General features: G+C 71.8%; 18 protein-coding genes and 1 tRNA gene. 11 read left to right on the forward strand and 8 right to left on the reverse strand.

Features of this window, described 5'->3' with window-relative positions; translation table 11 throughout:
- Positions 1-32: 32 nt before the first annotated feature.
- Positions 33-1,484 carry a trypsin-like peptidase domain-containing protein gene (locus AB0P29_RS01725; RefSeq protein ID WP_363378003.1) on the reverse strand — a complete coding sequence of 484 codons (1,452 nt, stop codon included), beginning with the start codon at positions 1,482-1,484 and terminating at the stop codon, positions 33-35.
- 147 nt (positions 1,485-1,631) lie between these two features.
- Here AB0P29_RS01725 and AB0P29_RS01730 point away from each other — a divergent pair, with 147 nt between their 5' ends.
- Positions 1,632-2,840 carry an aminotransferase class I/II-fold pyridoxal phosphate-dependent enzyme gene (locus AB0P29_RS01730; protein WP_363378005.1) on the forward strand — a complete coding sequence of 403 codons (1,209 nt, stop codon included), beginning with the start codon at positions 1,632-1,634 and terminating at the stop codon, positions 2,838-2,840.
- A 15-nt stretch (positions 2,841-2,855) separates the two neighbouring features.
- Here the strand turns inward: AB0P29_RS01730 and AB0P29_RS01735 are convergent, their stop codons facing one another.
- Together AB0P29_RS01735 and AB0P29_RS01740 are read right to left on the reverse strand one after the other, a co-directional pair.
- Entirely contained in the window at positions 2,856-3,665 is an 810-nt protein-coding gene (locus AB0P29_RS01735) for a carbon-nitrogen hydrolase family protein (protein ID WP_363378007.1), read from the reverse strand.
- The gene (locus AB0P29_RS01740) at positions 3,662-4,171 is read right to left on the reverse strand and encodes a DUF6328 family protein (protein ID WP_253034182.1); all 510 of its coding nucleotides are present in this window, start codon (positions 4,169-4,171) and stop codon (positions 3,662-3,664) included. The genes AB0P29_RS01735 and AB0P29_RS01740 overlap by 4 nt, the downstream gene beginning before the upstream one ends.
- An 83-nt stretch (positions 4,172-4,254) precedes the next feature.
- On the opposite strand from AB0P29_RS01740, the gene AB0P29_RS01745 reads away from it, so the two are divergent.
- A tRNA-Met gene (locus AB0P29_RS01745) sits at positions 4,255-4,328 on the forward strand.
- 69 nt (positions 4,329-4,397) lie between these two features.
- On the opposite strand, the gene AB0P29_RS01750 is transcribed toward AB0P29_RS01745, so the two are convergent.
- Positions 4,398-4,871, reverse strand: a complete 474-nt coding sequence (locus AB0P29_RS01750; protein ID WP_363378010.1) for a MarR family transcriptional regulator — start codon at positions 4,869-4,871, stop codon at positions 4,398-4,400.
- 71 nt (positions 4,872-4,942) lie between these two features.
- Between AB0P29_RS01750 and idi the strand changes: the two genes are divergently transcribed.
- Genes idi through AB0P29_RS01785 form a run of 7 tightly spaced genes read left to right on the forward strand, consistent with a single transcriptional unit; the run spans position 4,943 to position 10,516 of the window.
- Positions 4,943-5,491, forward strand: coding sequence for an isopentenyl-diphosphate Delta-isomerase (gene idi / locus AB0P29_RS01755; protein WP_363378012.1), 549 nt, complete (start codon positions 4,943-4,945; stop codon positions 5,489-5,491).
- Positions 5,488-6,552 carry a polyprenyl synthetase family protein gene (locus AB0P29_RS01760; RefSeq protein ID WP_363378014.1) on the forward strand — a complete coding sequence of 355 codons (1,065 nt, stop codon included), beginning with the start codon at positions 5,488-5,490 and terminating at the stop codon, positions 6,550-6,552. Before idi ends, AB0P29_RS01760 begins: the two co-directional genes overlap by 4 nt.
- The gene (locus AB0P29_RS01765; RefSeq protein WP_363378017.1) at positions 6,549-7,433 is read left to right on the forward strand and encodes a phytoene/squalene synthase family protein; all 885 of its coding nucleotides are present in this window, start codon (positions 6,549-6,551) and stop codon (positions 7,431-7,433) included. Before AB0P29_RS01760 ends, AB0P29_RS01765 begins: the two co-directional genes overlap by 4 nt.
- Complete coding sequence (crtI, locus tag AB0P29_RS01770) at positions 7,430-8,983, forward strand: phytoene desaturase family protein (RefSeq protein ID WP_363378019.1); 1,554 nt, start codon at positions 7,430-7,432, stop codon at positions 8,981-8,983. Before AB0P29_RS01765 ends, crtI begins: the two co-directional genes overlap by 4 nt.
- A 5-nt stretch (positions 8,984-8,988) precedes the next feature.
- Positions 8,989-9,324, forward strand: coding sequence for a lycopene cyclase domain-containing protein (locus tag AB0P29_RS01775; RefSeq protein ID WP_363378021.1), 336 nt, complete (start codon positions 8,989-8,991; stop codon positions 9,322-9,324).
- Positions 9,321-9,644, forward strand: a complete 324-nt coding sequence (locus tag AB0P29_RS01780; RefSeq protein WP_253034177.1) for a lycopene cyclase domain-containing protein — start codon at positions 9,321-9,323, stop codon at positions 9,642-9,644. Before AB0P29_RS01775 ends, AB0P29_RS01780 begins: the two co-directional genes overlap by 4 nt.
- A complete protein-coding gene (locus AB0P29_RS01785; RefSeq protein ID WP_363378024.1) occupies positions 9,641-10,516 on the forward strand; it encodes a prenyltransferase in 876 nt (291 codons plus the stop codon). Before AB0P29_RS01780 ends, AB0P29_RS01785 begins: the two co-directional genes overlap by 4 nt.
- Before the next feature lie 25 nt (positions 10,517-10,541).
- On the opposite strand, the gene AB0P29_RS01790 is transcribed toward AB0P29_RS01785, so the two are convergent.
- The gene (locus AB0P29_RS01790; protein ID WP_363378026.1) at positions 10,542-13,460 is read right to left on the reverse strand and encodes a UPF0182 family protein; all 2,919 of its coding nucleotides are present in this window, start codon (positions 13,458-13,460) and stop codon (positions 10,542-10,544) included.
- 84 nt (positions 13,461-13,544) lie between these two features.
- Positions 13,545-14,681, reverse strand: a complete 1,137-nt coding sequence (locus AB0P29_RS01795) for a S16 family serine protease (RefSeq protein ID WP_253034174.1) — start codon at positions 14,679-14,681, stop codon at positions 13,545-13,547.
- Between the two features lie 126 nt (positions 14,682-14,807).
- Here AB0P29_RS01795 and AB0P29_RS01800 point away from each other — a divergent pair, with 126 nt between their 5' ends.
- Positions 14,808-16,226, forward strand: coding sequence for a zinc-dependent metalloprotease (locus tag AB0P29_RS01800; RefSeq protein ID WP_363378028.1), 1,419 nt, complete (start codon positions 14,808-14,810; stop codon positions 16,224-16,226).
- A 787-nt stretch (positions 16,227-17,013) separates the two neighbouring features.
- Here the strand turns inward: AB0P29_RS01800 and AB0P29_RS01805 are convergent.
- Both AB0P29_RS01805 and nudC read right to left on the reverse strand, forming a co-directional pair.
- Positions 17,014-18,726 (reverse strand): ATP-dependent helicase, encoded by a 1,713-nt coding sequence (locus tag AB0P29_RS01805; RefSeq protein WP_363378030.1) that lies wholly within the window; start codon positions 18,724-18,726, stop codon positions 17,014-17,016.
- Positions 18,723-19,625: an NAD(+) diphosphatase gene (nudC, locus tag AB0P29_RS01810; RefSeq protein WP_363378032.1), complete on the reverse strand. Its 903-nt coding sequence runs from the start codon at positions 19,623-19,625 to the stop codon at positions 18,723-18,725. The genes AB0P29_RS01805 and nudC overlap by 4 nt, the downstream gene beginning before the upstream one ends.
- Positions 19,626-19,689: 64 nt before the next feature.
- Here nudC and AB0P29_RS01815 point away from each other — a divergent pair, with 64 nt between their 5' ends.
- A complete protein-coding gene (locus tag AB0P29_RS01815) occupies positions 19,690-20,928 on the forward strand; it encodes a phosphotransferase (RefSeq protein WP_363378034.1) in 1,239 nt (412 codons plus the stop codon).
- Positions 20,929-20,951: the final 23 nt, after the last annotated feature.

The raw sequence follows: 20,951 nt of genomic DNA on the forward strand, positions 1-20,951 counted from the left end.
CTATCGCGGGGTGGGGTCGTGACTCGGACGGGCTACTCGGTCAGCTCGCCGAGGGTGACATCGGCGCTCTGCGTCTTGCCGTCGCGGACGTAGACGAGACTGGCCTTCGCGCCCGCCGCCAGCGCACGGACCTGAGCGGTCAGATCGGTCGCGTCGCGGACCGGGACGCCGTCGAACTCGGTGACGACATCGCCCGCCTTCAGTCCTGCCTGCGCCGCGGCACCACCCGAGGTGACGTCGCTGATCAGGGCCCCCGCGACGGTGCTGTTCTCGGCGTCCGCGGCGTTGCCGACCATCGCGCCGAGCAGACCGTGGCTGGCGGAGCCGTCCGCGATGATCTCGTCCGTGATCCGCTTGACGATGTTCGACGGGATGGAGAACCCGACGCCGATCGATCCCGCCTCGCTCGAGGAGGACGAGCCGCCGCCCGCCGTCGCGATCGCGACGTTGATGCCGATCAGGTCGCCGGTGTCGTCGACGAGCGCACCGCCGGAGTTGCCCGGGTTGATGGCCGCGTCGGTCTGGATGACGGCGATCGAGATCGTGCCCGAGGATCCGGAGCCGCGCTCCTGACCCTGGCCGAAGTCGAACTGGAACGGCGACTCGCCGTTCTGGCCCTGGTCCTGCTGCTGCTCACCGGAGTCGGGGACGGCCGAGGACGCGATCTGGATCGAGCGGTTCAGCGCGCTGACGATACCGGTGGTGACGGTGTTCGACAGACCCAGCGGAGCGCCCACGGCGACGGTCGTGTCACCGACGTTGAGCTTGCTCGAGTCGGCGAAGGTGGTCGGGGTCAGCCCGCTCGCCCCCGTCAGCTTGATCACGGCGAGGTCGTAGATCGGGTCGGTCCCGACGATCTTCGCGTCGTACACGCGGCCGTCCGACGTGGTGACGCGGAGGGCGGCATCCGAGCTCGCGCCGTCGAGGGTGACGACGTGCGTGTTCGTGACGATGTAGCCGTCGGAGCTGAGGATCACACCCGATCCGGTGCCGCCGCCGTCCGACGACGTCGCACTGATCGTCACGACGCTCGGGAGGGTCTTGGCCGCGATCCCCGTCGTCTGGTTCACGTTATCGGGATCGTTGACCGTGACGGTCGTCGATCCGCGCGACACCGAGGTGCTGCTGTTCGCAGCGAACATGTCGTTGCCGATCGCGGCACCGCCGAGACCAGACACCGCGCCGACGATGGCCGCGGCGACGAGGACGGCGACGATCTTGCCGGAGCCGACCTTGGCCTCGGCCGCACGGGGCGCGTGAGCGTCGGGCTGGGGTGCGGTCGGCTGACCGGAGAAGCTCGCTCCCGGTGCGTGCTGCCCGCTCGCCTGCGAGCCGTGCGAGAACCAACCACCGCCCGCGTGCGGGGCGCCGGATGCCTGCGGGCCGGCGGCCGACGGACCGGCGGCGCCCGAGTCGGGCAGCGGCGGACGCGGCGGCACGGGGGCGCCGGACGTGTTCGGGTCGGGGATGTTCGAATCGCTCATGGGACTGCTCCTTCTTCGAGGCGACTTCAGAGTGCTCCCGGAGTCTGTGGACCAGCTATGCCGACCCTCCGATCAGCCTATGGGAGTGGATGACGCCCCGGGTCGCGCCCGCGGACGCCGCCCGGCGCCGGGCGATACGCTGGGCCGGTGCTGCACATCCCCGGTGCCTGGCAACGCGCAGCCCGCGGCGCCGGCCTCCTCGCCCCCGACGGGACGCTCGCGGCGACGATCTTCGCGGAGATCACCGCCGCCGCCGTCCGCCACGACGCGATCAACCTCGGCCAGGGCTTCCCCGACGAGGACGGTCCCGCCGAGGTGCTCGCCGCCGCCGTCGACGCGATCCGTTCCGGCGTCAACCAGTACCCGCCGGGACGGGGGATGCCGGTGCTCCGAGAGGCCGTCGCGGATCACCAGCACCGCTTCTACGGCATCGACCTCGACCCCGACCGGCAGATCCTCGTCACGGCGGGAGCGACCGAGGCGCTGACGGCGACCCTGCTGGCTCTGCTGGAGGGACCGGATGATGAAGTGGTCGTCTTCGAGCCGTACTACGACTCCTACGCCGCTGCGATCGCCCTCGCGGGCGCCCGGCTCGTCCCGGTGCCGCTGCGCTGGCCCGACCTCGAACCCGACCTCGCCGATCTGCGCGCGGCGGTCGGCGACCGGACCCGGATCATCCTCGTCAACGACCCGCACAACCCGACCGGAACGGTGTTCTCCGCCGAGGTGCGCGCCGAGATCGTGCGCCTGGCCGCACACCACGACGCCCTGATCGTCACCGACGAGGTCTACGAGCACCTCGTGATCGACGGGACGCACACGCCGATCGCGACGCTTCCCGGCGCCGCCGAACGGACCCTCACGATCTCCTCGGGCGGCAAGAGCTTCCGCACGACCGGATGGAAGGTGGGGTGGGTGAGCGGCCCGGCCGACCTCGTCGACGCCGTCCTCGCAGTCAAGCAGTATCTGACCTATGTGAACGGCGCCCCGTTCCAACCCGCGATCGCCGTCGGCCTCGGGCTGCCGGACGCCTACTTCGACGACCTCGCCGCGACGCAGCGGGAGCGGCGGGACCTGCTCGGCGAGGGCCTGATCGCCGCCGGCTTCGACGTGTCGACACCGGCCGGGTCGTACTTCACCGTCGCCGACGTCGGTCCGCTGCTGGATGCCGGAGAGGATGCGGCCGGGTTCTGCCGCACGCTGCCCGAACGGGTGGGGGTTGCCGCCATCCCCCTCACTGCCTTCGTGTCCGAGGACCACCGGGCGGACTACGCGAGTCTCGTGCGGTTCGCGGCGTGCAAGCGGACGGACGTCATCGCCGAGGCGGCGCGGCGCCTCGCGGCATCCGCTCGGTGAGACCCGTCCAGGACCTCACTCCCGCGGCACGACGCGGTAGCGGCGCAGCGCCAGCGCCGGATTGACTCGCCGGACCCGGTCGACCACCGCGGCGTCGACGGCGGCCACCGCGACATCGGTGGCGGTGCCGATCGAGGCCACCGGGACGCCCAGCGGATCGATCACGACGGAGTGCCCGACGCCCAGCGGCGGCGGGTGATCGGCGCCGGCCACATACAGCGTGTTCTCGATCGCTCGCGCCTGCAGGAGCGTCCGCCAGTGATCCTCCTTGAGCGGCCCCCGCACCCACTCGGCGGCGACGAGCACCGCGTGCGCGCCGGTGTCGGCGAGGATCCGGGCGACTTCGGGGAAACGGAGGTCGTAGCAGGTCATGAGGGCGAAGCGGATGCCGCCGACCTCGAACGTCTCGGGTGTCTCGATCCCGCCCGGCTCCACCCAGTCCGATTCGCGCTGCCCGAACGCGTCGTAGAGGTGGAGCTTCCGGTAGCGCGCGACGACACCGCCGGCGTCCACGGCGACGACGGTGTTGCGCACGCGATCGCTGCTCGCGGCCCGTTCGACGAGGCCCGCGACGATGTGGACGCCGTGGCGGGCGGCGAGGTCCGTGAGCGCCGTCACGAAGGGGCCGTCGAGGTCCTGCGCGTGCGCGGCGAGCGAGGCGTCGAACGGGTCGACGAAGTAGCTCGAGTACTCGGGGAAGAGGACGATCCGCGCACCGCGCGAGGCGGCGCGCGCGACGAGGTCGGAGATCGTGTCGAGGTTGGCCGCGTCATCGGCGGCCGGCGCGAACTGCGCGACCGCGAGGCCGAGCGGGGTGACGGTCATGGAGTGCCTTCCGAGCGACGGCGCGTGACGAGCGGGACGATGAGCCAGAGGGCCGCGATCACGACGGCCAGGCCGACTCCCGCCACCCAGGATGCCGCACCGCCCACGACGACGTCGAACACGAACGCGACGACGCCGACCAGCAGGGCCGACACCAACACGAGCGCGCCGATCATGCAGAGATGACCGAACCGGACGATGGCGGGCTTGGCGCGACGGGCGAACAGGATGCGGTGCACCGAGACCGGGGCGAGGGCCACGACGGCGCTCAGCGCCGAGAGGACCACGAGCACGAGGTACCCGAGCCGCTGCGAGGACTCCAGGTCGCCGAAGGAGGGTTGGAACGCGAGGGCGAGGAGGAAGCCGGTGAGGATCTGCGTGCCCGTCTGCAGCACACGCAACTCCTGCAGCACCTCGTTCCAGTTGCGGTCGGCCCGTTCGTCGCGGGTCTCGTCCCGCCCGTCGGGCTGTGCGTCGGCGGAGGCATCGGTGTCGCGGCGGACCATGCGTTCCATCCTGCCGACAACCGGCCGCATCCTCGGACCAATTCGCGTGTCCGCGAAACCCGTGCTAGTGTTTTCTCTTGTGCCGCGGGGTGGAGCAGCTCGGTAGCTCGCTGGGCTCATAACCCAGAGGTCGCAGGTTCAAATCCTGTCCCCGCAACAAGAAAGAGGAAGGCGTTCCCTCTCCGGAGGGGGCGCCTTCTTCGCGTTCGGACCACGGATCGAGCCGTCACTCGGGCAGCATCGCACGCTCCATGTCGGCGAGGAACCGCACGATCGTGCGCAGTTCGTCGTCGGAGTACGGTTCGGTCGCCTCCCGCATCCGCCGCAGCCGTTCCCCGAAGTGCTTCCGGAAGGTCGCACGCGCCTCGTCGGTGAGCGCGACGATCCGCGACCGTCGGTCGTGCGGGTGAGGCTTGCGGACCAGGTAGCCGTCGGCCGTCAGCCGGTCGAGCAGTTTCGTCGTCGATGCGGTCGAGATCGCAAGGTGCGTCGCGAGATCGTGGGGCTTCACGACCTCGCCGTGCTGCTCGCGGACGATGAGCATGCGGAGGGCCGCGAGGTCGGTCGTGTTCATGTCCATGTCGCCGCGCATCGAGGCGTACATTCGGTCCAAGGCGTCCGAGAAGGCCCGCACCGCCTCGAGCGCGCCGAGCACAACGACGTCGCGCTCGGTAGCCGGAATCCATGGTTCCGCCACCATTGGACACCTTTCCGGTCGGTCTGTAGCATGTCGATTGATCGCTAGATAATCTAGCAAATTACGGAGGAATCGTGTCGGACATCGAATACGTCGTTCTGCTGGACGACGACGGACGCGACGTCGGCACGGCTCCGAAGGCTAGCGTGCACGGGACCGACACCGCACTCCACCTCGCCTTCTCGTGCCACGTCTACAACGATCGCGGGCAGCTGCTCGTCACTCGACGCGCGCTCGGCAAGGCCGCCTGGCCGGGCGTCTGGACGAACTCCTTCTGCGGACACCCCGCCCCCGCCGAGCCCGTGCTCGACGCCGTCCACCGTCGGGCGGCGTTCGAGGTCGGCCTCACCCTCCGCGACGTCTCACTCGCCCTCCCGCTCTTCCGGTACCGGGCCACGGACGCCTCGGGCATCGTCGAGCACGAGATCTGCCCCGTCTACGTCGCCTACACGGACGACGAGCCGCGGCTGAACCCCGACGAGGTCGCCGAGGCCCGCTGGGTCGACCCCGCCGACCTGGATGCCTCGCTCACGACGACGCCGTGGGCCTTCAGTCCATGGCTCGTACTGCAGGCGCAGCAGCTCGAGCTGTTCGCCCCACACGAGCAACGGAGGGCCTCGTGATCGGCCTGCTCCCCGCCGCCTGGCGGGAGATCGACGATGCGCTCGAGGTGGCGCTCGAGCGGCTCCGGGTGCGCTCGGCGGCGCTCGGCGAGGCATCGGCGGCTCTCGGGGACGCCACCGCGGCCTCTGCGACCGGGGGCAAGCGCCTCCGGCCCGCGCTCGTCGTCGCCGCCTTCGAGGCGTTCGGCGGTGATGCCGGCCGCTCCCCCGGCCTGTGGCGCGTCGCGGCCGCCTTCGAACTGCTCCACGCCGCCTTCGTCGTCCACGACGACCTGATCGACGGCGACGTCGAGCGGCGCGGCATCCCGAACGTCGTCGGCCGCTTCCGCGAACGCGCGCGCGTGCGGGGCGGGGACGAGGACGAATCGCGACTGCTCGGGTCGGCGGCGGCGGTGCTCGCGGGAGACCTGCTCCTGTTCGAAGCGACCCGGCTGATCGCGACGGCACCCGTCACGTCGCCCCAGCGTGCGGCCCTGTTCGTCCTGCTCGACGACGCGGTCCTCGTCTCGGCGGCCGGGGAGCTCGCCGACGTCGAACAGTCCATCGGCGCGGACCTGCCGCCGACGGATACGCTCCTGCGCACCGCGCGCGACAAGACGGCCTTCTACTCGTTCCAAGCACCGCTGGCCGCCGGCGCCCTGCTCGCCGGCGCGAACGACGACCAGCGCGCGGCGCTCGAGGCGGCCGGGTCCGCCATCGGCGTGGCGTTCCAGCTGGCCGACGACCTGATCGGCACCTTCGGCACCCGTGCCGAGGCCGGGCGCGAACCCGGGGCGGACCTGCGCGCCTCGAAACGAACCCCTCTCATCGCGATGGCGGCCGAGACCGAGGCCTGGCCCCAGATCGCCTCGGCCCTGGCGATGGCCCCCACCGGCCCGATCGCGATCGAACACGCCCAGCGCGAGCTGACGGCGAGCGGCGCCCGGGAGCGCACCGTCGAGATGATCGCGCAGACGCTGCGCTCCGCGCGGACCCTCGCCGCCGACGCCGCGCTCCCCCGCGACGCCGTCGTCCTCCTCGCCGCACTCGCTGCCGCCGTGGAGGACCGCATCCCCCGATGACCGACACGCTCTACGACGAGACGGCGGTCGCCGCCGCGGCATCCGTCATCCGCGCCTACTCCACGTCGTTCGGCCTCGCGACGAGCCTGCTCGGGCCGCGCGTCCGGCCGCATGTGCGGAACGTCTACGCCCTCGTCCGCGTCGCCGACGAGATCGTCGACGGCGCCGCCTCCGCCGCGGGAGTCCCGCTCGGCGAGCAGCGCGACGTGCTCGACGCACTCGAGACCGAGACCTACGCCGCGATCGAGCGCGGCTTCAGTGCGAACCTCATCGTCCACGCGTTCGCGCGGACGGCGCGGGAGTGCGGCATCGCGCGGCACCACATCGAACCCTTCTTCGCGTCGATGCGCACCGACCTCGAGCGCGCCGAGCACGACGAGGCGTCCCACGACGACTACGTCTACGGCTCGGCGGAGGTCGTCGGGCTCATGTGTCTGCAGGTGTTCGTGAACGCCGGCGCGGGAGTTCCCCACGACCCCGATGCCGTCCTGGTCGCGGGGGCGCGTCGGCTCGGCGCGGCGTTCCAGGACATCAACTTCCTCCGCGACCACGCCGACGACGCCGGGCGGCTGGGACGGGACTACCTCGGTGTCGGCGACGGCGCGACGCGCCGCCGCGAGGTGCTCGCCCGCATCGACGGGGACCTGGATGCCGCGGCCGCGACCATCCCGCTCCTCCCCGCCGACTGCCGGGTCGCCGTCGCCACCGCGCACGGCCTCTTCGCCGAACTCACCGAACGGCTGCGCCGCACCGAGGACCTCAGCGTCCGGGTCCGCGTGCCCACGCCGGTCAAGGCGGCGATCGCCGCCCGCGCGGCCGTCGCGCACCATCGACCCCTCACGCCTCGCACGACACGACAGAACCGGAGAACCCCCGAATGAGCCGGCGTATCGCGATCATCGGTGGCGGCATCACAGGCCTGGCGACCGCGGCGCTGCTCGCCGACCGCGGTGACCGGGTGACCGTCTTCGAGGCGTTGGACGACGTCGGCGGGCGTGCCGGGAGCTGGGAGAAGGACGGTTTCCGGTTCGACACCGGCCCGAGCTGGTACCTCATGCCCGAGGTGTTCGACCACTTCTTCGCCCTCCTGGGCACGAGCGCCCGGGAACAGCTGGATCTGGTGCGCCTCGAACCGGCCTACCGCGTCTACCACGAGGGCGAGCGGGAGCCCTTCGACGTCGTGTCGGGGCGGGATGCCGCCGTCGCGGCCTTCGAGGCGCGCGAACCCGGCGCCGGCGCCGAACTGGCGACGTACCTGGACTCGGCGGGCGAGATCTACGACCTCGCCGTCTCACGGTTCCTGTACGACCCGTACGTGTCCCTCAAGGGCCTCGCCCACCCCGACGTCCTCCGCAAGCTCGGCACCCTTCTGCCGCTGCTCCTGCGCCCCCTCTCGACCCACGTCGAGAAGAAGTTCTCCGACCCCGTGCTGCAGCAGGTGCTGGGTTACCCGGCCGTCTTCCTCGGCGGATCGCCCTACGACGCGCCGAGCCTGTACCACCTCATGAGCCACCTCGATCTCGACGACGGCGTGCTCTATCCGCGCGGGGGCCTCGTGCAGGTGATCCGGGCGATCGCGCGCCTGGCCGAAGGCCGAGGCGCCGAGATCCGCACCGGCACCCCGGTCGAACGGATCCTCACCGAGGGGGGCCGGGCCACCGGCATCCGCCTGGCCGACGGCACCGTCGTCGCGGCCGACCACGTCATCTCGACGGCGGACATGCACCACACCGAGACGGTCCTCCTCGAGCCGGAGCTGCGCTCGCGCAGCGACGCATGGTGGGACAAGCGCACACCGTCGTTCGGCGCGCTGCTCATCCTCCTCGGCGTCGAGGGGGAACTCCCCCAGCTCGAGCACCACACCCTCCTGTTCACGAAGGACTGGAAGGCGAACTTCGACGCGATCTTCGGCGAGGGAGCCGCAGACGGCATCCCGGACCCCGCGTCGCTCTACGTCTGCCGCCCCAGCGCGACGGACGACGACGTCGCGCCGGCCGGGCACGAGAACCTCTTCGTCCTCGTCCCCATGCCCGCCGCTCCCGAGCTCGGCCGCGGCGGCGTGGACGGCGCCGGCGACCCCCGAATCGAGGCGGCCGCCGACGCCGTCATCGCGCAGATCGCCGACTGGACGGGCGTCCCCGACCTCGCCGCCCGCGTCCGGGTGCGTCGCACGATCACGCCCGGCGACTTCGCCGCGGACTTCGGCTCGTTCCGGGGCGGGGCGCTCGGACTCGCGCACACGCTCCGACAGTCGGCGATGTTCCGACCGGGCCTGCGCTCGAAGGTCGACGGACTGCTCTACGCCGGCCAGACCGTGCTCCCCGGCGTCGGCCTGCCCATGTGCCTCATCTCGGCGGAGCTCGTCGTCAAACTGCTCGACGGCGACACCTCCACGGGGCAGCTGCCCACCCCGGCGCACGCGAAGGGCTGAGCACGGTGGCGGGACTGTACCTCCTCGCCCTGATCGTCTCGGCGCTCGGGGTGCTCGCCGTCGACCTCCGGCATCGCCTCGCCCTCGGCGCCGCACCCGGGAGGACGCTGCTGCTCATCGGATGCGGCACGGTCTTCCTGCTCGTCTGGGACATCGCCGGCATCGCGAGCGGCGTCTTCGTCCGCGGCGACAGCCCGCTGCTGCTCGGCGTGGACCTCGCCCCGCACCTCCCGCTCGAGGAACCGGTCTTCCTCGCCTTCCTGTGCCACCTGACGCTCGTCGTGCACGCGATCGCCCTGCGTGTCGCCGCGCGGCGACGTGCCGGGCGGGAGGCGGCGTGACGTATCCGCTCCTCGTCGTCCCGTTCGCGCTCGTCACCGTCGTCGTGACCCTCGTCTCCGCGCGGCGCCCGGGTGCTGCGGCGCGCCTGAAGGCCTCCCTCTGGACCGCGCTCGTCCTCATCGCCTTCACCGCGGTGTTCGACAACCTGATGATCGCGGCCGACCTGTTCACCTATCCCGAGCAGCACATCAGCGGCATCCGCATCGGCCTCGCACCGATCGAAGACTTCGCCTATCCGATCTGCGCGGCGTTCCTGCTGCCCGCGATCGGTGCACTCCTTCCCGCGCCCCGCCTTCGTTCGCAGCGGGATGCCGCATGAGCCCGGCGCTGTTCGTCCGTCAGCTGTTCGTCTCCTCACGACCGGTGAGCTGGATCAACACGGCGTACCCGTTCGCCGCGGCGTACCTGCTCAGCGCACGCGAGATCGACCTCGCGCTGGTGATCGGGACGATCTTCTTCCTGATCCCGTACAACGTTGCGATGTACGGCATCAACGACGTGTTCGACTACGAGTCCGACCTCCGCAACCCCCGCAAGGGCGGCGCGCACGGAGCCATCCTCGACAAGCGGCTGCACCCCGCCGTCCTCTGGGCGTCCGTGCTGCTCTGCGCCCCGTTCGTCATCGCCCTCGTGATCGCGGGGACCCCGGCATCCTGGCTCGTCCTCGGCCTGAGCCTGCTCGCGGTCGTCTTCTACAGCGCGCCGCCGCTCCGGCTGAAGGAGCGGCCGTTCGCCGACTCGATCACCAGCAGCATCCACTTCTTCTCGCCCGCGGTGTACGCGCTCGTCCTCACCGGCGCGATGTGGACGCCGCAGCTCGTCCTCGTGATCGTCGCGTTCGCCCTCTGGGGCGTGGCGTCGCACGCGTTCGGCGCCGTGCAGGACGTCGTCGCCGACCGCGAGGCGGCGATCTCCTCGATCGCCACGGCGCGCGGCGCCGCGTGGACCGTGCGGTTCTCGCTCGTCGCCTACGCGGCCGCCGGCGCGCTCATGCTCGCCACGGAATGGCCGGGACCGCTGGCCGCGATCGTCGCCATCCCCTATCTCGTCACGGTCTGGCCGTACCAGTCGATCCGTGACGCGGATGCCGCAGCCGCCACCCGCGGCTGGGACCGCTTCCTGTGGCTGAACCAGATCGCCGGGTTCCTCGTCACGCTGCTGCTGATCTGGTGGTGGCTGCTCGTGCGCTGAGCCGCCACCACCCGATCGGTCGGGGTCACTCCCCGTCGAGCTGGATGAGCCGGTCGATGATGTTGGTGAGCCGCTCGTCCTGCTCGCCGTAGGCGGCCCAGTCGCCCTTCTGCATCGCGTCGTCGCGGGCGAGCATGACCTCGCGCGCCTCCTGCAGCAGGCGGGCGGTCTCGTCGCCGACACCGGCCGGCGGCGTGGAGGTGCCGTCCGTCGGCTCCGGCGACGGGGTCGCGCCGGGTGTCGCCGACGGAGTCGGGGTCGTCCCGTCGTCGCCCGCGGTCGCGCCGGAGTCGCCGCCGAAGAGCTTGTCGAGTGCCTGCTGGAGGGTGTCCTCGAAGGCGACCTGCTTGCCGAAGGAGACCAGGATCTTCCGCAGCTGCGGCAACTGCGTTCCGCTGGAGGCCTGCACGAAGACCGGCTGCACGTACAGCAGACCGCCGCCGACGGGCAGAGTCAGCAGGTTGCCGTTCAGGACGTCCGACTGGCCCTGCTGCAGCAGGTTGACCTCGCGGGCGACGCTCGCGTTCGAGCGGAACTCGTTCTGCACCTGTCCGGGACCGGGAACGGACACGTCCGCCCCGATCTCGAGCATGCGGAGCGTGCCGTAGTCCTCGCCCTTCTTGCCGGCCTCGGATCCCGCGTTCGAGTCGACCGCGAGGTAGCCGAGCAGCACGTTGCGCTCGTCGTCGCCGACGGATGCCGGGATGAAGGAGGTGAACATGGAGAAGGAGGGCTGGTCCTGCCCCGGCATCTGCATCGTCAGGTAATACGGCGGCTGCAGGTTCGCCGGCGTCACCGGGTCCTGCGGGGTGCGCCAGGCGTTGTCGCGGCGGATGAAGGACTGCGCGTCGTCGACGTGGTAGGTCCCGAGCATGGCGCGCTGCACCTTGAACAGGTCCGTCGGGTACCGCACGTGGCTCATGAGATCGCCCGACATCTCGCTCACGGGCTTCAGCGTCGACGGGTAGATCTTCTGCCACGCCTGCAGCAGCGGGTCCTGGTCGTCCCACGCGTAGAGCGTCACCGAGCCGTCGTACGCATCGACGGTCGCCTTGACCGAGTTGCGGATGTAGTTGACGTCGTCGAGGGCGACGCGCGGCTGGGTGTTGGTCGTGTCCGAGATCGCGTCGCGCAGGCTCACGATCGAGGAGTACGGGTAGTTGTTGCTGAGCGTGTACCCGTCGATGATCCAGACCACACGGCCGTCGACGACGCTCGGATACGGGTCACTGTCGAGCTCGAGGTAGGGAGCGACCTTCTGGACGCGGTCGCGCGGGTTGCGGTCGTAGAGGATCTGCGACTCCTCGTTGATGCCGTCCGAGAAGAGGATGTCGGTCGACTGGAACTTCAGCGCGTACAGCAACCGGTTGAAGGGGTTGCCGATGTTCGGGCCGCCGTCGCCCGCGAACGTCGTACGGGTCTGGTCGGCGCCGTCCTCACCGCGGGGGTAGTCCAGCTCGACGGGGTCGCTGCCCTCGGGGGCTCCGACGATCGAGTACGGCGGCGACGACTCGCCGAAGTAGATGCGCGGTTCGTACTCCTCGTTCTGCGTGAGGTCGCCCGCGGTCGGGATGCCGCGCTCGAGGAAGACGGGGTTGCCGTCGTCCGTGCGCTCGTTGCCCTTGGCCGCGACGACACCGTAGCCGTGCGTGTAGACGAGGGTGTTGTTGTACCAGGACTGCGCGTTGCCGAGCTGGTCGAGATTGAGCTCGCGCACCGAGACGACGGCATCCTGCGTCTTGCCGTCGATCTCATAGCGGTCGACGTCGAGCGGATTCTGGAACTGGTAGTACGAGCGGTACTGCTCGAGCTGGCGCACCGTCGGACCGATGATGGCGGGGTCCATGATACGGATCGACGCCGTGGTGTCGGCGTCCGCACGGAGCTGCCCCTGTTCGGCGGTCGTGACCGCCTCGTACGGAGTCTTCTCGAGCCCATCGATGCCGTAGGCGAACTTCGTCGCCTCGAGGTTCCGCTCCACGTAGGGCGCCTCGTAGGTCTCGAGGTTCGGCGCCACCTGGAACTGGCTCACCGCCCACGGGTAGGCGACGCCCACCACGAGCGAGGAGACGATCAGGAGCGCGGTGCCGATGAGCGGGAAGCGCCAGCGGCCGATGATCGCGGTGACGATGAACAGCGCCGCGACGATGGCGGCGGCGACGGAGAGGATCGCAAGTCCCGGGATGACCGCGTTGACGTCGACGTAGCTCGCGCCGGTGAAGCGCTCGCCCTGCGTCGTGAGGGTCTTGTACTGGTCGAGCCACAGGCTCACGGCCTGCACGGCGAGGTAGAGCGCCGCGACGATGGCCAGCTGGATGCGGGCGGCCTTCGAGATGCGCAGCTCGCGCTGGCCGACGCGCACCGATCCGTAGAGGTAGGAGACGACGACGGTGACGAGCAGGCAGATGAGCAGGACGGCCGAGGCGAACCCGAGGACGACGCTGTAGAACGGCATCTGGAACAGGTAGAACCCGGTGTCCAGACCGAACTGCGGGTCCTTCTGGCCGGTGGAGACGCCGTTCGCCCAGAGCCAGACCGTCTCCCACTGCGCGGAGGCCGCGAACCCGGCGAAGAAGCCGAAGAAGACCGGGATGCCCCACATCGCCAGGCGTCGCAGCGGTTCGACGACCTCCTGGTAGTGGTCGAGCTGCGAGCTGAGTCGCGCGTAGACCGGACGGAGACGGTAGGCGAGCTGGATGGCCGCGAACACCGGCAGCGCCATCGCGGCGAAGCCGACGAGGAACATGACCACACGGGCGGTCCACTGCGTCACCAGGACGCCGTCGAAACCGAGTTGCCGGTACCACTGCCAGTCGGTGTACAGGCCCGCGAACGCGAAGAACGCGATCACCAGGACGACGAGCACGCCGACGGTGATGGCGATCGTGCGACGAACGGGATTCGGAGGGGTGGACGTGGCAGGCCCGGCAGGTGTCGAGGTCACCCTTTCATCCTAGGCGGGGGTCATCGGGCGCGCGGCCGGGGCGCGGTGCGCTCTGGGCGGAATCGCAGGGGCGGGATGCCGCGCTCAGCCGACCGTGCACACGGGCAGGTCGTCGACGCCCTCCCCCGTGCGGATGGCGTCGAGGGCGGCGAGCGAGTCGTCCAGGGTCGCGACCGGGATGACGCGCAGGTCACCCGGGATGTGCTCGACGACCTCGTCGCAGTTGCGCTGCGGGGCGAGGAAGTAGTCCGCACCGGCATCCAGCGCTCCGTAGAGCTTCTGACGGATGCCGCCGATCGGACCGATCGTGCCGGCCGAGTCGATCGTGCCGGTGCCGGCGACCTGCTCGCCGCCGTTGAGCTCGCCGGGGGTCAGGGTGTCGATGATCCCGAGGGCGAACATCTGACCGGCGCTCGGACCGCCGATGCGGTCGAGCTGGATCGTCACGTCGATCGGGAAGTCGAAGTCGCGGGCCGTCGTGATCCCGATGATCCAGACCGGGCCGTCCGCCGTCTCGCTGCGCACCGGGGTGACCGAGACCGTGCGCTCGGCGTCACTGCGACGGATGACGAGCTCGACCGGGTCGCCCCCGCCGTCGTTGATGACGGACCGGAGCTGCGCCGTGTCGCCGATCGGGGTCCCGTCGGCGCTCACGATCTCGTCGCCGACCTCGAGGATCCCGCTCGAGGGCGAGCCCTCCGTGAGGGCGCCGACGCCGACGTGCGAGCGGACCTCGTAGCCGAGCTGCGTGAGCGCCGCCGCCGTCGCCTCCTTCTGCGAGTCGACCATCAGGGCGGCGTTCTCCTCGTTGCGCTGCTCGGTGGTCGTCCCGGCGGGGAACACCTGGTCGATCGGCAGGACCGCCTGGGACGGGTCGAACCACGCCATCGCCAGCTCGAACCACGACGGGGTGCGTTCGCGGTTGCCGGCGATCTGCACGGTGGTGAGGTCGAGGGCACCGGCCGTCGGATAGGTCTCCGCGCCGCGGACGGAGATGAGCGGGACCTCCTCACCGTCGGTGTTCTCGGCCGAACCGAGGGTGTTGACGACGGGTCCCTGGCGCTGGATGACGAACCCGGTCGGGAGGAAGCTCAGCACCAGGAGCGCCACCAACGCGATCACGAGCGCCCAGACGCCCACGGAGAAGCGACGTGACCCGCTGGAGCGCCGCGGGTCGGTGGAGCGCGACGGGGTGGCGGTGGCGTCCTCGAAAAGCGACACGCGGGTCCTTCCTCCGGCGCTCGTTCGCGGCCGGCGTACACGGGATGTCTCCCGCTCGGACCGGGCGGAGAAAACCTGCCATTAGCGTAGAACGAGACGTCTCCCCCCTGCTGAAAGGCGCCTGACATGACCGATGACGCGGACCGGACCGGCGACGATCTGCCCGGCGACGACGACCTCGCCGAGATGCTCCGCCGGATGCTGGGCGGTCAGGGCGGGATCGACCCCGACCAGCTGCGGCAGCTGTCGGGGATGGGGATCGACCCGGCGATGATGCAGAGCATCATGCGCCAGTTGCAGGCGGCGATGGCGGGAGGCGACGGCGACGACGGCGTGGACTGGTCGGCGGCGAAGACGCAGGCACTCCACATCGCCAACCGCGACGGACTCGGGATCACGGCGGGGGCGCGCACCGAGTTCGACCAGGCCTTCGCGCTGGCCTCGCTCTGGCTCAGCGAGGCGACGACGATCGGCGAGCTGGCTCAGACGCCCCGCCCGATCACCCGCGGGCAGTGGGTCGAGGCGACGCTCCCCGTGTGGCAGGAACTCGCCGAGCCGGTGGCGACCTCGATCAGCGACGCCCTCATGGCGGCGCTCGAGTCGCAGACCCCGGAGGAGATGCGTCCGGCCATCGAGGGCGCCGGCCGCCTGATGCGCCGCGTCGGCGGGGCGCTGTTCGCCGGCCAGCTGGGCGCCGTGATCGGCAAGCTCTCGCTCGAGGTGGTCAGCGGCGGCGATGTCGGCATCCCGCTCATGCCCACCGGCGAGGCCGCGATCCTGCCGCAGAACTTCGCCGACTTCGGACGCGACCTCGAGATCGAGGAGGACCAGCTCGCCCTCGTCCTCGCCACCCGCGAACTCGCCCACGCACGCCTGTTCCGTCACGCCAAGTGGCTGCGCCTGCACGTCATCTCGCAGGTGACCGACTTCGCGCGCGGCGTCCACGTCGACACCGACGCGCTCGAGGACCTCGCGTCGCGGTTCGACCCGTCCTCCCCCGACGAGCTGAAGGCCGCGATCGAGAGCGGCGCCCTGCTGCCGCAGCGCTCCGAGGCGCAGGTCGCGGCCCTGACCCGGCTCGAGAACCTGCTCGCGACCATCGAAGGCTGGGTCGACGTCGTCACGGCGGACGCGACCACCCGCGTGCCCTCCGCCGACCGCATCGCCGAGGCGGTCCGCCGTCGCCGGGCTGTCGGAGGTCCTGCCGAGCAGGCGATGGCGTCGCTCGTCGGCCTCGAGCTCCGTCCGCGACGACTCCGGGAGGCCGCGGCCATGTGGCGCGCCGTGACGGATGCCGTCGGCTCCGCTGCTCGCGACGGTCTCTGGGACTACCCCGACCTGATGCCCACGGCCGAGGACATCGACGAACCGGCGGGACTCATCGCGCGACTGCAGGCGCGTCAGCGGGGCGAGGAGCCCGAGCGCGACGCGTTCGACGACGCGCTCGAGGCGCTGCTCGACGAAGAGGCCGGCGGACAGGACGACCCGACCACGGGCGACGCCGCGGGCGGGGACGACGGTCCCACCGGGCCGCGCCCCGTCTGACCCGCGCCTCCTCCACAGCCCCCGCCCGCGCCCTCGGCACGACGGGTCTGTGGAGGGCACACCCGACGGCGACGGCATCCCGGCCAGAATCGCGGCATGCTGCGTCTCGCCCCCTCCCACCCGCCGCTGTGGCGCACCCCCACCAGCGTGCAACTCGGCATCGACGACGAGCGCCCGCTCACGGGCCTGCAGCCCTGGCAGGAACGTCTGCTCGACGCGCTGGTCGACGGCATCCCGGACGGTCGCCTCGTGCCGCTCGCGCGGGAACTGGGCGCGGGTCCGGATGAGGCGAACGCCTTCCTCAGCCGCATCCAGGACGCCCTGGTCGCCGACGCCGCGCCGGTCCCGCCGATCCGCATCGAGCTGCCCGCCGACCTCGGCCACGACGACGAGACGACCCTCGTGGCGGGCCTCGCGGCCGCGGGCCTGGAGATCGACGCGTGCGAGCGGTGGTCGCTGCCGCCCGGGCCGGGTCCGGTCGTGGTCGTCGCCGCCCAGCTGATCGATCCGCACCGCGCGGCGCGCCTCACGGCGGAGGACACCCCGCACCTGCCGATCGAACTCGCCGGCGACCGTGTCGTCGTCGGCCCGCTCGTCGTGCCGGGCCGGACGGCCTGCATCGCGTGCCTCCACGCGGACCGGCGCGACCGCGACGCGGGCTGGCCGCTCGTCGCGGCTCAGCTGCTCGCGCGCCCGTCCGTCGCGACCGAGCCGCTCCTGCTCGTCGAGGCGGCGGCGCTGGCCGCCCGGTTGCTGCGCACCGGCGACGCGGGACGGTCGGTCGTCCTCACCGCGGCGGACGGACAGCGCGAGACCCGCGCGCACCGCCCTCACGCAGCGTGCCTCTGCCGATCTCCTGAAGGAATCTGGAGCGCTGACGCTCCCGGTTCCCCGACCGTCGCGCCCACGAGAGCGACAGCGTACGCGCGGCCCGCGTGACACCCACGTAGGTCAGGCGACGCTCCTCGTCGATCTGCTCGAAACTCGTCGCGTACGAGATCGGGAGCAGACCCTCGCTGAGGCCCATGAGGTGCACGTGCGGCCACTCGAGGCCCTTCGCGGCGTGCAGGGTCGCGAGGGTCACCGTCCGCATCGTCGGCTCGTGCTGCGCCTTGGCGCGCGCCGTCAGCTCGTCGGTGAACGCGCGGAGCGTTGTGCCCTCGGGCGCCTCCTCGGCGAGACGGAGCACGGCGGCGCGCGCCTCCCAGGCGTCGCGCAACGCCCCGCCCGCCGGCGGCGCCTCGTCGGTCAGCCCCAGCGACCGGAGGACGTCGCGGACGGTCGCGAGGAACGATCCCGACAGCGGCGCCACGGAGGCGCCGCGCAGGGCGAGCAGGGCCTGGCGCACCTCGGGCAGGTCCCAGAACCGCTTGCCGCCCAGGACGGTGGCGGGGATGCCGCGGGCCGAGAGCGCGGCCAACAGCGGCGCCGACTGCGCGTTCAGCCGGTACAGGACGGCCACGTCGTGCGGGTCGACTCCGGAGGCGAGCTGCGCGGCGATCCGGGCTGCGATGCCCTCCGCCTCCGCGGCGTCGTCGTCGTATGCGGTGACCTCGGGAGCGGGCCCGGCGGGTGCGGGTGTCGAGAGCTGCAGTGCCCCGGGGCGCCCGCGCATCAGCTCGTTGGCGACCGCGAGGACCGCGGCATCCGATCGGTAGTTGCGCTCCAGGCGCACGACCGTCACGTCGTCGTCCCGCGCGGCGAAGTCCAGGAGGTAGCGGGGATCGGCGCCGGCGAAGGAGTAGATCGTCTGACTCGCGTCGCCGACGACGCAGAGGTCGCGGCGATCGCCGAGCCACAGCTCCAGCAGCCGGTTCTGCACCGGGGACACGTCCTGGAACTCGTCGACCGTGAAATGCCGGTACTGCTCGTGGACGGCGGCGGCGACCCGCGGCTCCGACTCGATCATGCCCGCGCACGCGAGCAGCACGTCCTCGAAGTCGAGCTGACGCCGCTCGTCCTTCAGCTTCTCGTAGGCGCGCTGGAGGGCGATGAGGGGGTCCAGGGCCAGACCCGGGATGCCGCCGGGGCGATCGACCGCGTACTGCTCGATCGAGCGCATCGTGACCTTGCGCCATTCGATCTGCGACGCGACGTCGCGGAGGGTGGAGGCATCCAGCCGCAGACCGATCCCGTCCGCGGCGTGCGAGAGCAGACGCACCTTGCTGTCGACGATCGCGGGAGCGGTGTCGCGCGCCACCTGCGGCCAGAAGAAGTTGAGCTGCGCGAGCGCGGCGGCGTGGAAGGTGCGCGCGGCCACGCCCTCGACCCCGAGGGCGCGCAGCCGGCCACGGAGTTCACCGGCGGCCTTCGTCGTGAAGGTCACGGCCATGACGCGCTGCGGCGAGTACGCGCCGGTGTCGACGCCGTGGGCGATCCGGTGCGTGATGACCCGCGTCTTGCCGGTCCCCGCGCCGGCGAGCACGCAGACGTGCCCGCGCAGCGTCGACGCCGCTTCGCGTTGCCGCTCGTCCAGGTCCGCGAGGGGGTCGACGCTCACTCCCCCACCCACCGCAGGATGAGGCTGCGCGCGATGGACGCACGGCCGGGCAGGCGGATCTCCCCTCGGCCGGCGAGGGCGTCGCGGATCTCGTCGCGGGTGAACCAGCGGACGTCGAGGATCTCCTCGCCGTCGGCGCGCGCCTCCGCATCTGCGACGGCGTGGGCGGTGAAGCCGAGCATGAGCGAGCGCGGGTAGGGCCACGCCTGCGACCCGCGGTACAGGATCCGGTCGAGCCGGACGCCGGCCTCCTCCGCGACCTCACGCTCGACGGTCGTCTCCAGCGATTCGCCGGCCTCGACGAACCCGGCGAACGTCGAATAGGTGGGGATGTCGCCCCAGGCCGCGTTCCGGCCGAGCAGCAGACGCTCGCCGTCGGCGCTCGCGACGGCCACGATCACGGCGGGATCCGTCCGCGGGAAGTGCTGCCGGCCGCACTGCAGGCAGCGTCGGGACCAGCCGGCCTGCTCGACGCGCGTTTCTCCGCCGCACGCGGGGCAGAACGGCGCGTCGATCAGCCACCGCCCGATGCTGAGTCCCTGCACGAAGCGTCCGGCCTCGTCGGCGTCGAGGTCGCCGCCCACCGCGCGGAGCCCCGCCCACTCGACGCCCGGGATCACGGGCTCGTCCGCGGATGCCGGGAGCGCTGCGACGGCGACGGGGCGGTGCGCGTCGTCGCGGCCGAGGAAGGCCCATACCGCTCCGTCCGGGACGGCGTCGGGGGCGACCCACTGCAGCGTCGCCGGGCTCCCGACGGGGGCGCGGTCCCCGTGCAGCAGCAAAACGCGGGTGTCGGCATCGGTACGGATGCGGTCGAGCAGACCGTCGTCGAGTCGCTCCTGCGCCGCACGGTCGATGACCGCGCGCGCCAGGGGCGGCGGGACGTCCTTCGTCGTCATCGAGGACCTCTCTTGCGGGCGTGGCGCCGGTGCGCGGGGGCGTGCCCCGCCTACCCTGGGGGGCATGGCACGCTCTCCTCTCACTCTAGCCGCGGCTGCCACGGCGGCTCTCTCGCAGGCGACGGGTGTGCGCACGGCCATCACGGGCGCCGCCGCCCTCACCGAGGGAGCGGGCGGGCGTTTCGACAGCGCCGTCGTCCACCTCGACGACGGCTCTCGCCTCGTGGTGCGTGTCCCCGAGAGCGACGAGGCCGAAGCCGAGGCCGTCCGAGAGACGACGGCGCTGGCCGCCCTCACGGCGGGGGTCCGCGCCATGATGCCCTTCCGGGCTCCCGAGCACGTCGGACAGGCGCGCCTCGGCACCCGCACGGCCCGCGTACAGACCTACCTGCCGGGCTACCGGGTCGATGCCGCGCACGTCCCGCCGGGTCGCGGGGTGGCGACCGCCCTCGCGGCGGCGATCGCCGGCATCCACGACCTGCCGACCTCGATCGTGCAGGGCGCGGGGCTCCCCGCCCGCACCGCGGCGCAGGTCCGCACCGAGACCGAGCGCCTGCTCGACCGCGCCGAGGCGACGGGCCGTCTGCCGTTCGGCCTGCTCCGCCGCTGGAGCCGCGCCGTCGCCCTCGACGCGCTCTGGAACGTCGAGCCCACCGTCACCCTGGGTGGCGTCGACCCGTCCGCCTTCACCCTGACCGACGTCGACGGGGTGCCGACGGTCTCGGGGCTGCTGACGTGGGGCGGCCTGAGCATCGGAGACCCGGCCGAGGACCTGCGCTGGATCGCGAGCGCTCCCGACGCGGCATCCGACGTCGTCGTCGCCTACAGCGCCGCCGCCGGCCGCTCCCCCGACACGATGCTCGCCGAGCGGGCCCGCCTGCACGCCGAGCTCGAGTTCGCGAAGTGGCTCGTCCACGGACACGATTCCGCCTCCGAGACGGTGACCGCGGATGCCGTTGCGCTGCTCGAGTCGCTGGACGAGAGCGTCCGCGACGAACCGCCGATCGGCAGCGGGACGATCAGCGTCGACGACGCCATCGCCGCGCTCGGGCGCGTCCCCGCCGGCGCGGCCGAGGCCGTCGACACCTCGATGCACACCGACGCCTACGACCCCGGCCTCATCGACGGGCTCCTCGACGAGGACGCCGAGGCCGCGCCTGCCGCGTCTGACGCCGTCGACCAGGAGACCGAGCCGATCGAGTTCAGCGACTGGCCGGGAACCGACGAGGCACCCCCCGCCGAGGAGAGCGATCCCGACGACGCCGCGAAGAACGCGCTGCGCCGGTGGACGGGCACGGCCTGACCCCTCCCCGGACCGCCCACCGG

The sequence above is a fragment of the Microbacterium sp. NPDC080220 genome, assembly GCF_040686395.1.
GTDB lineage: Bacteria > Actinomycetota > Actinomycetes > Actinomycetales > Microbacteriaceae > Microbacterium > Microbacterium gawkjiense.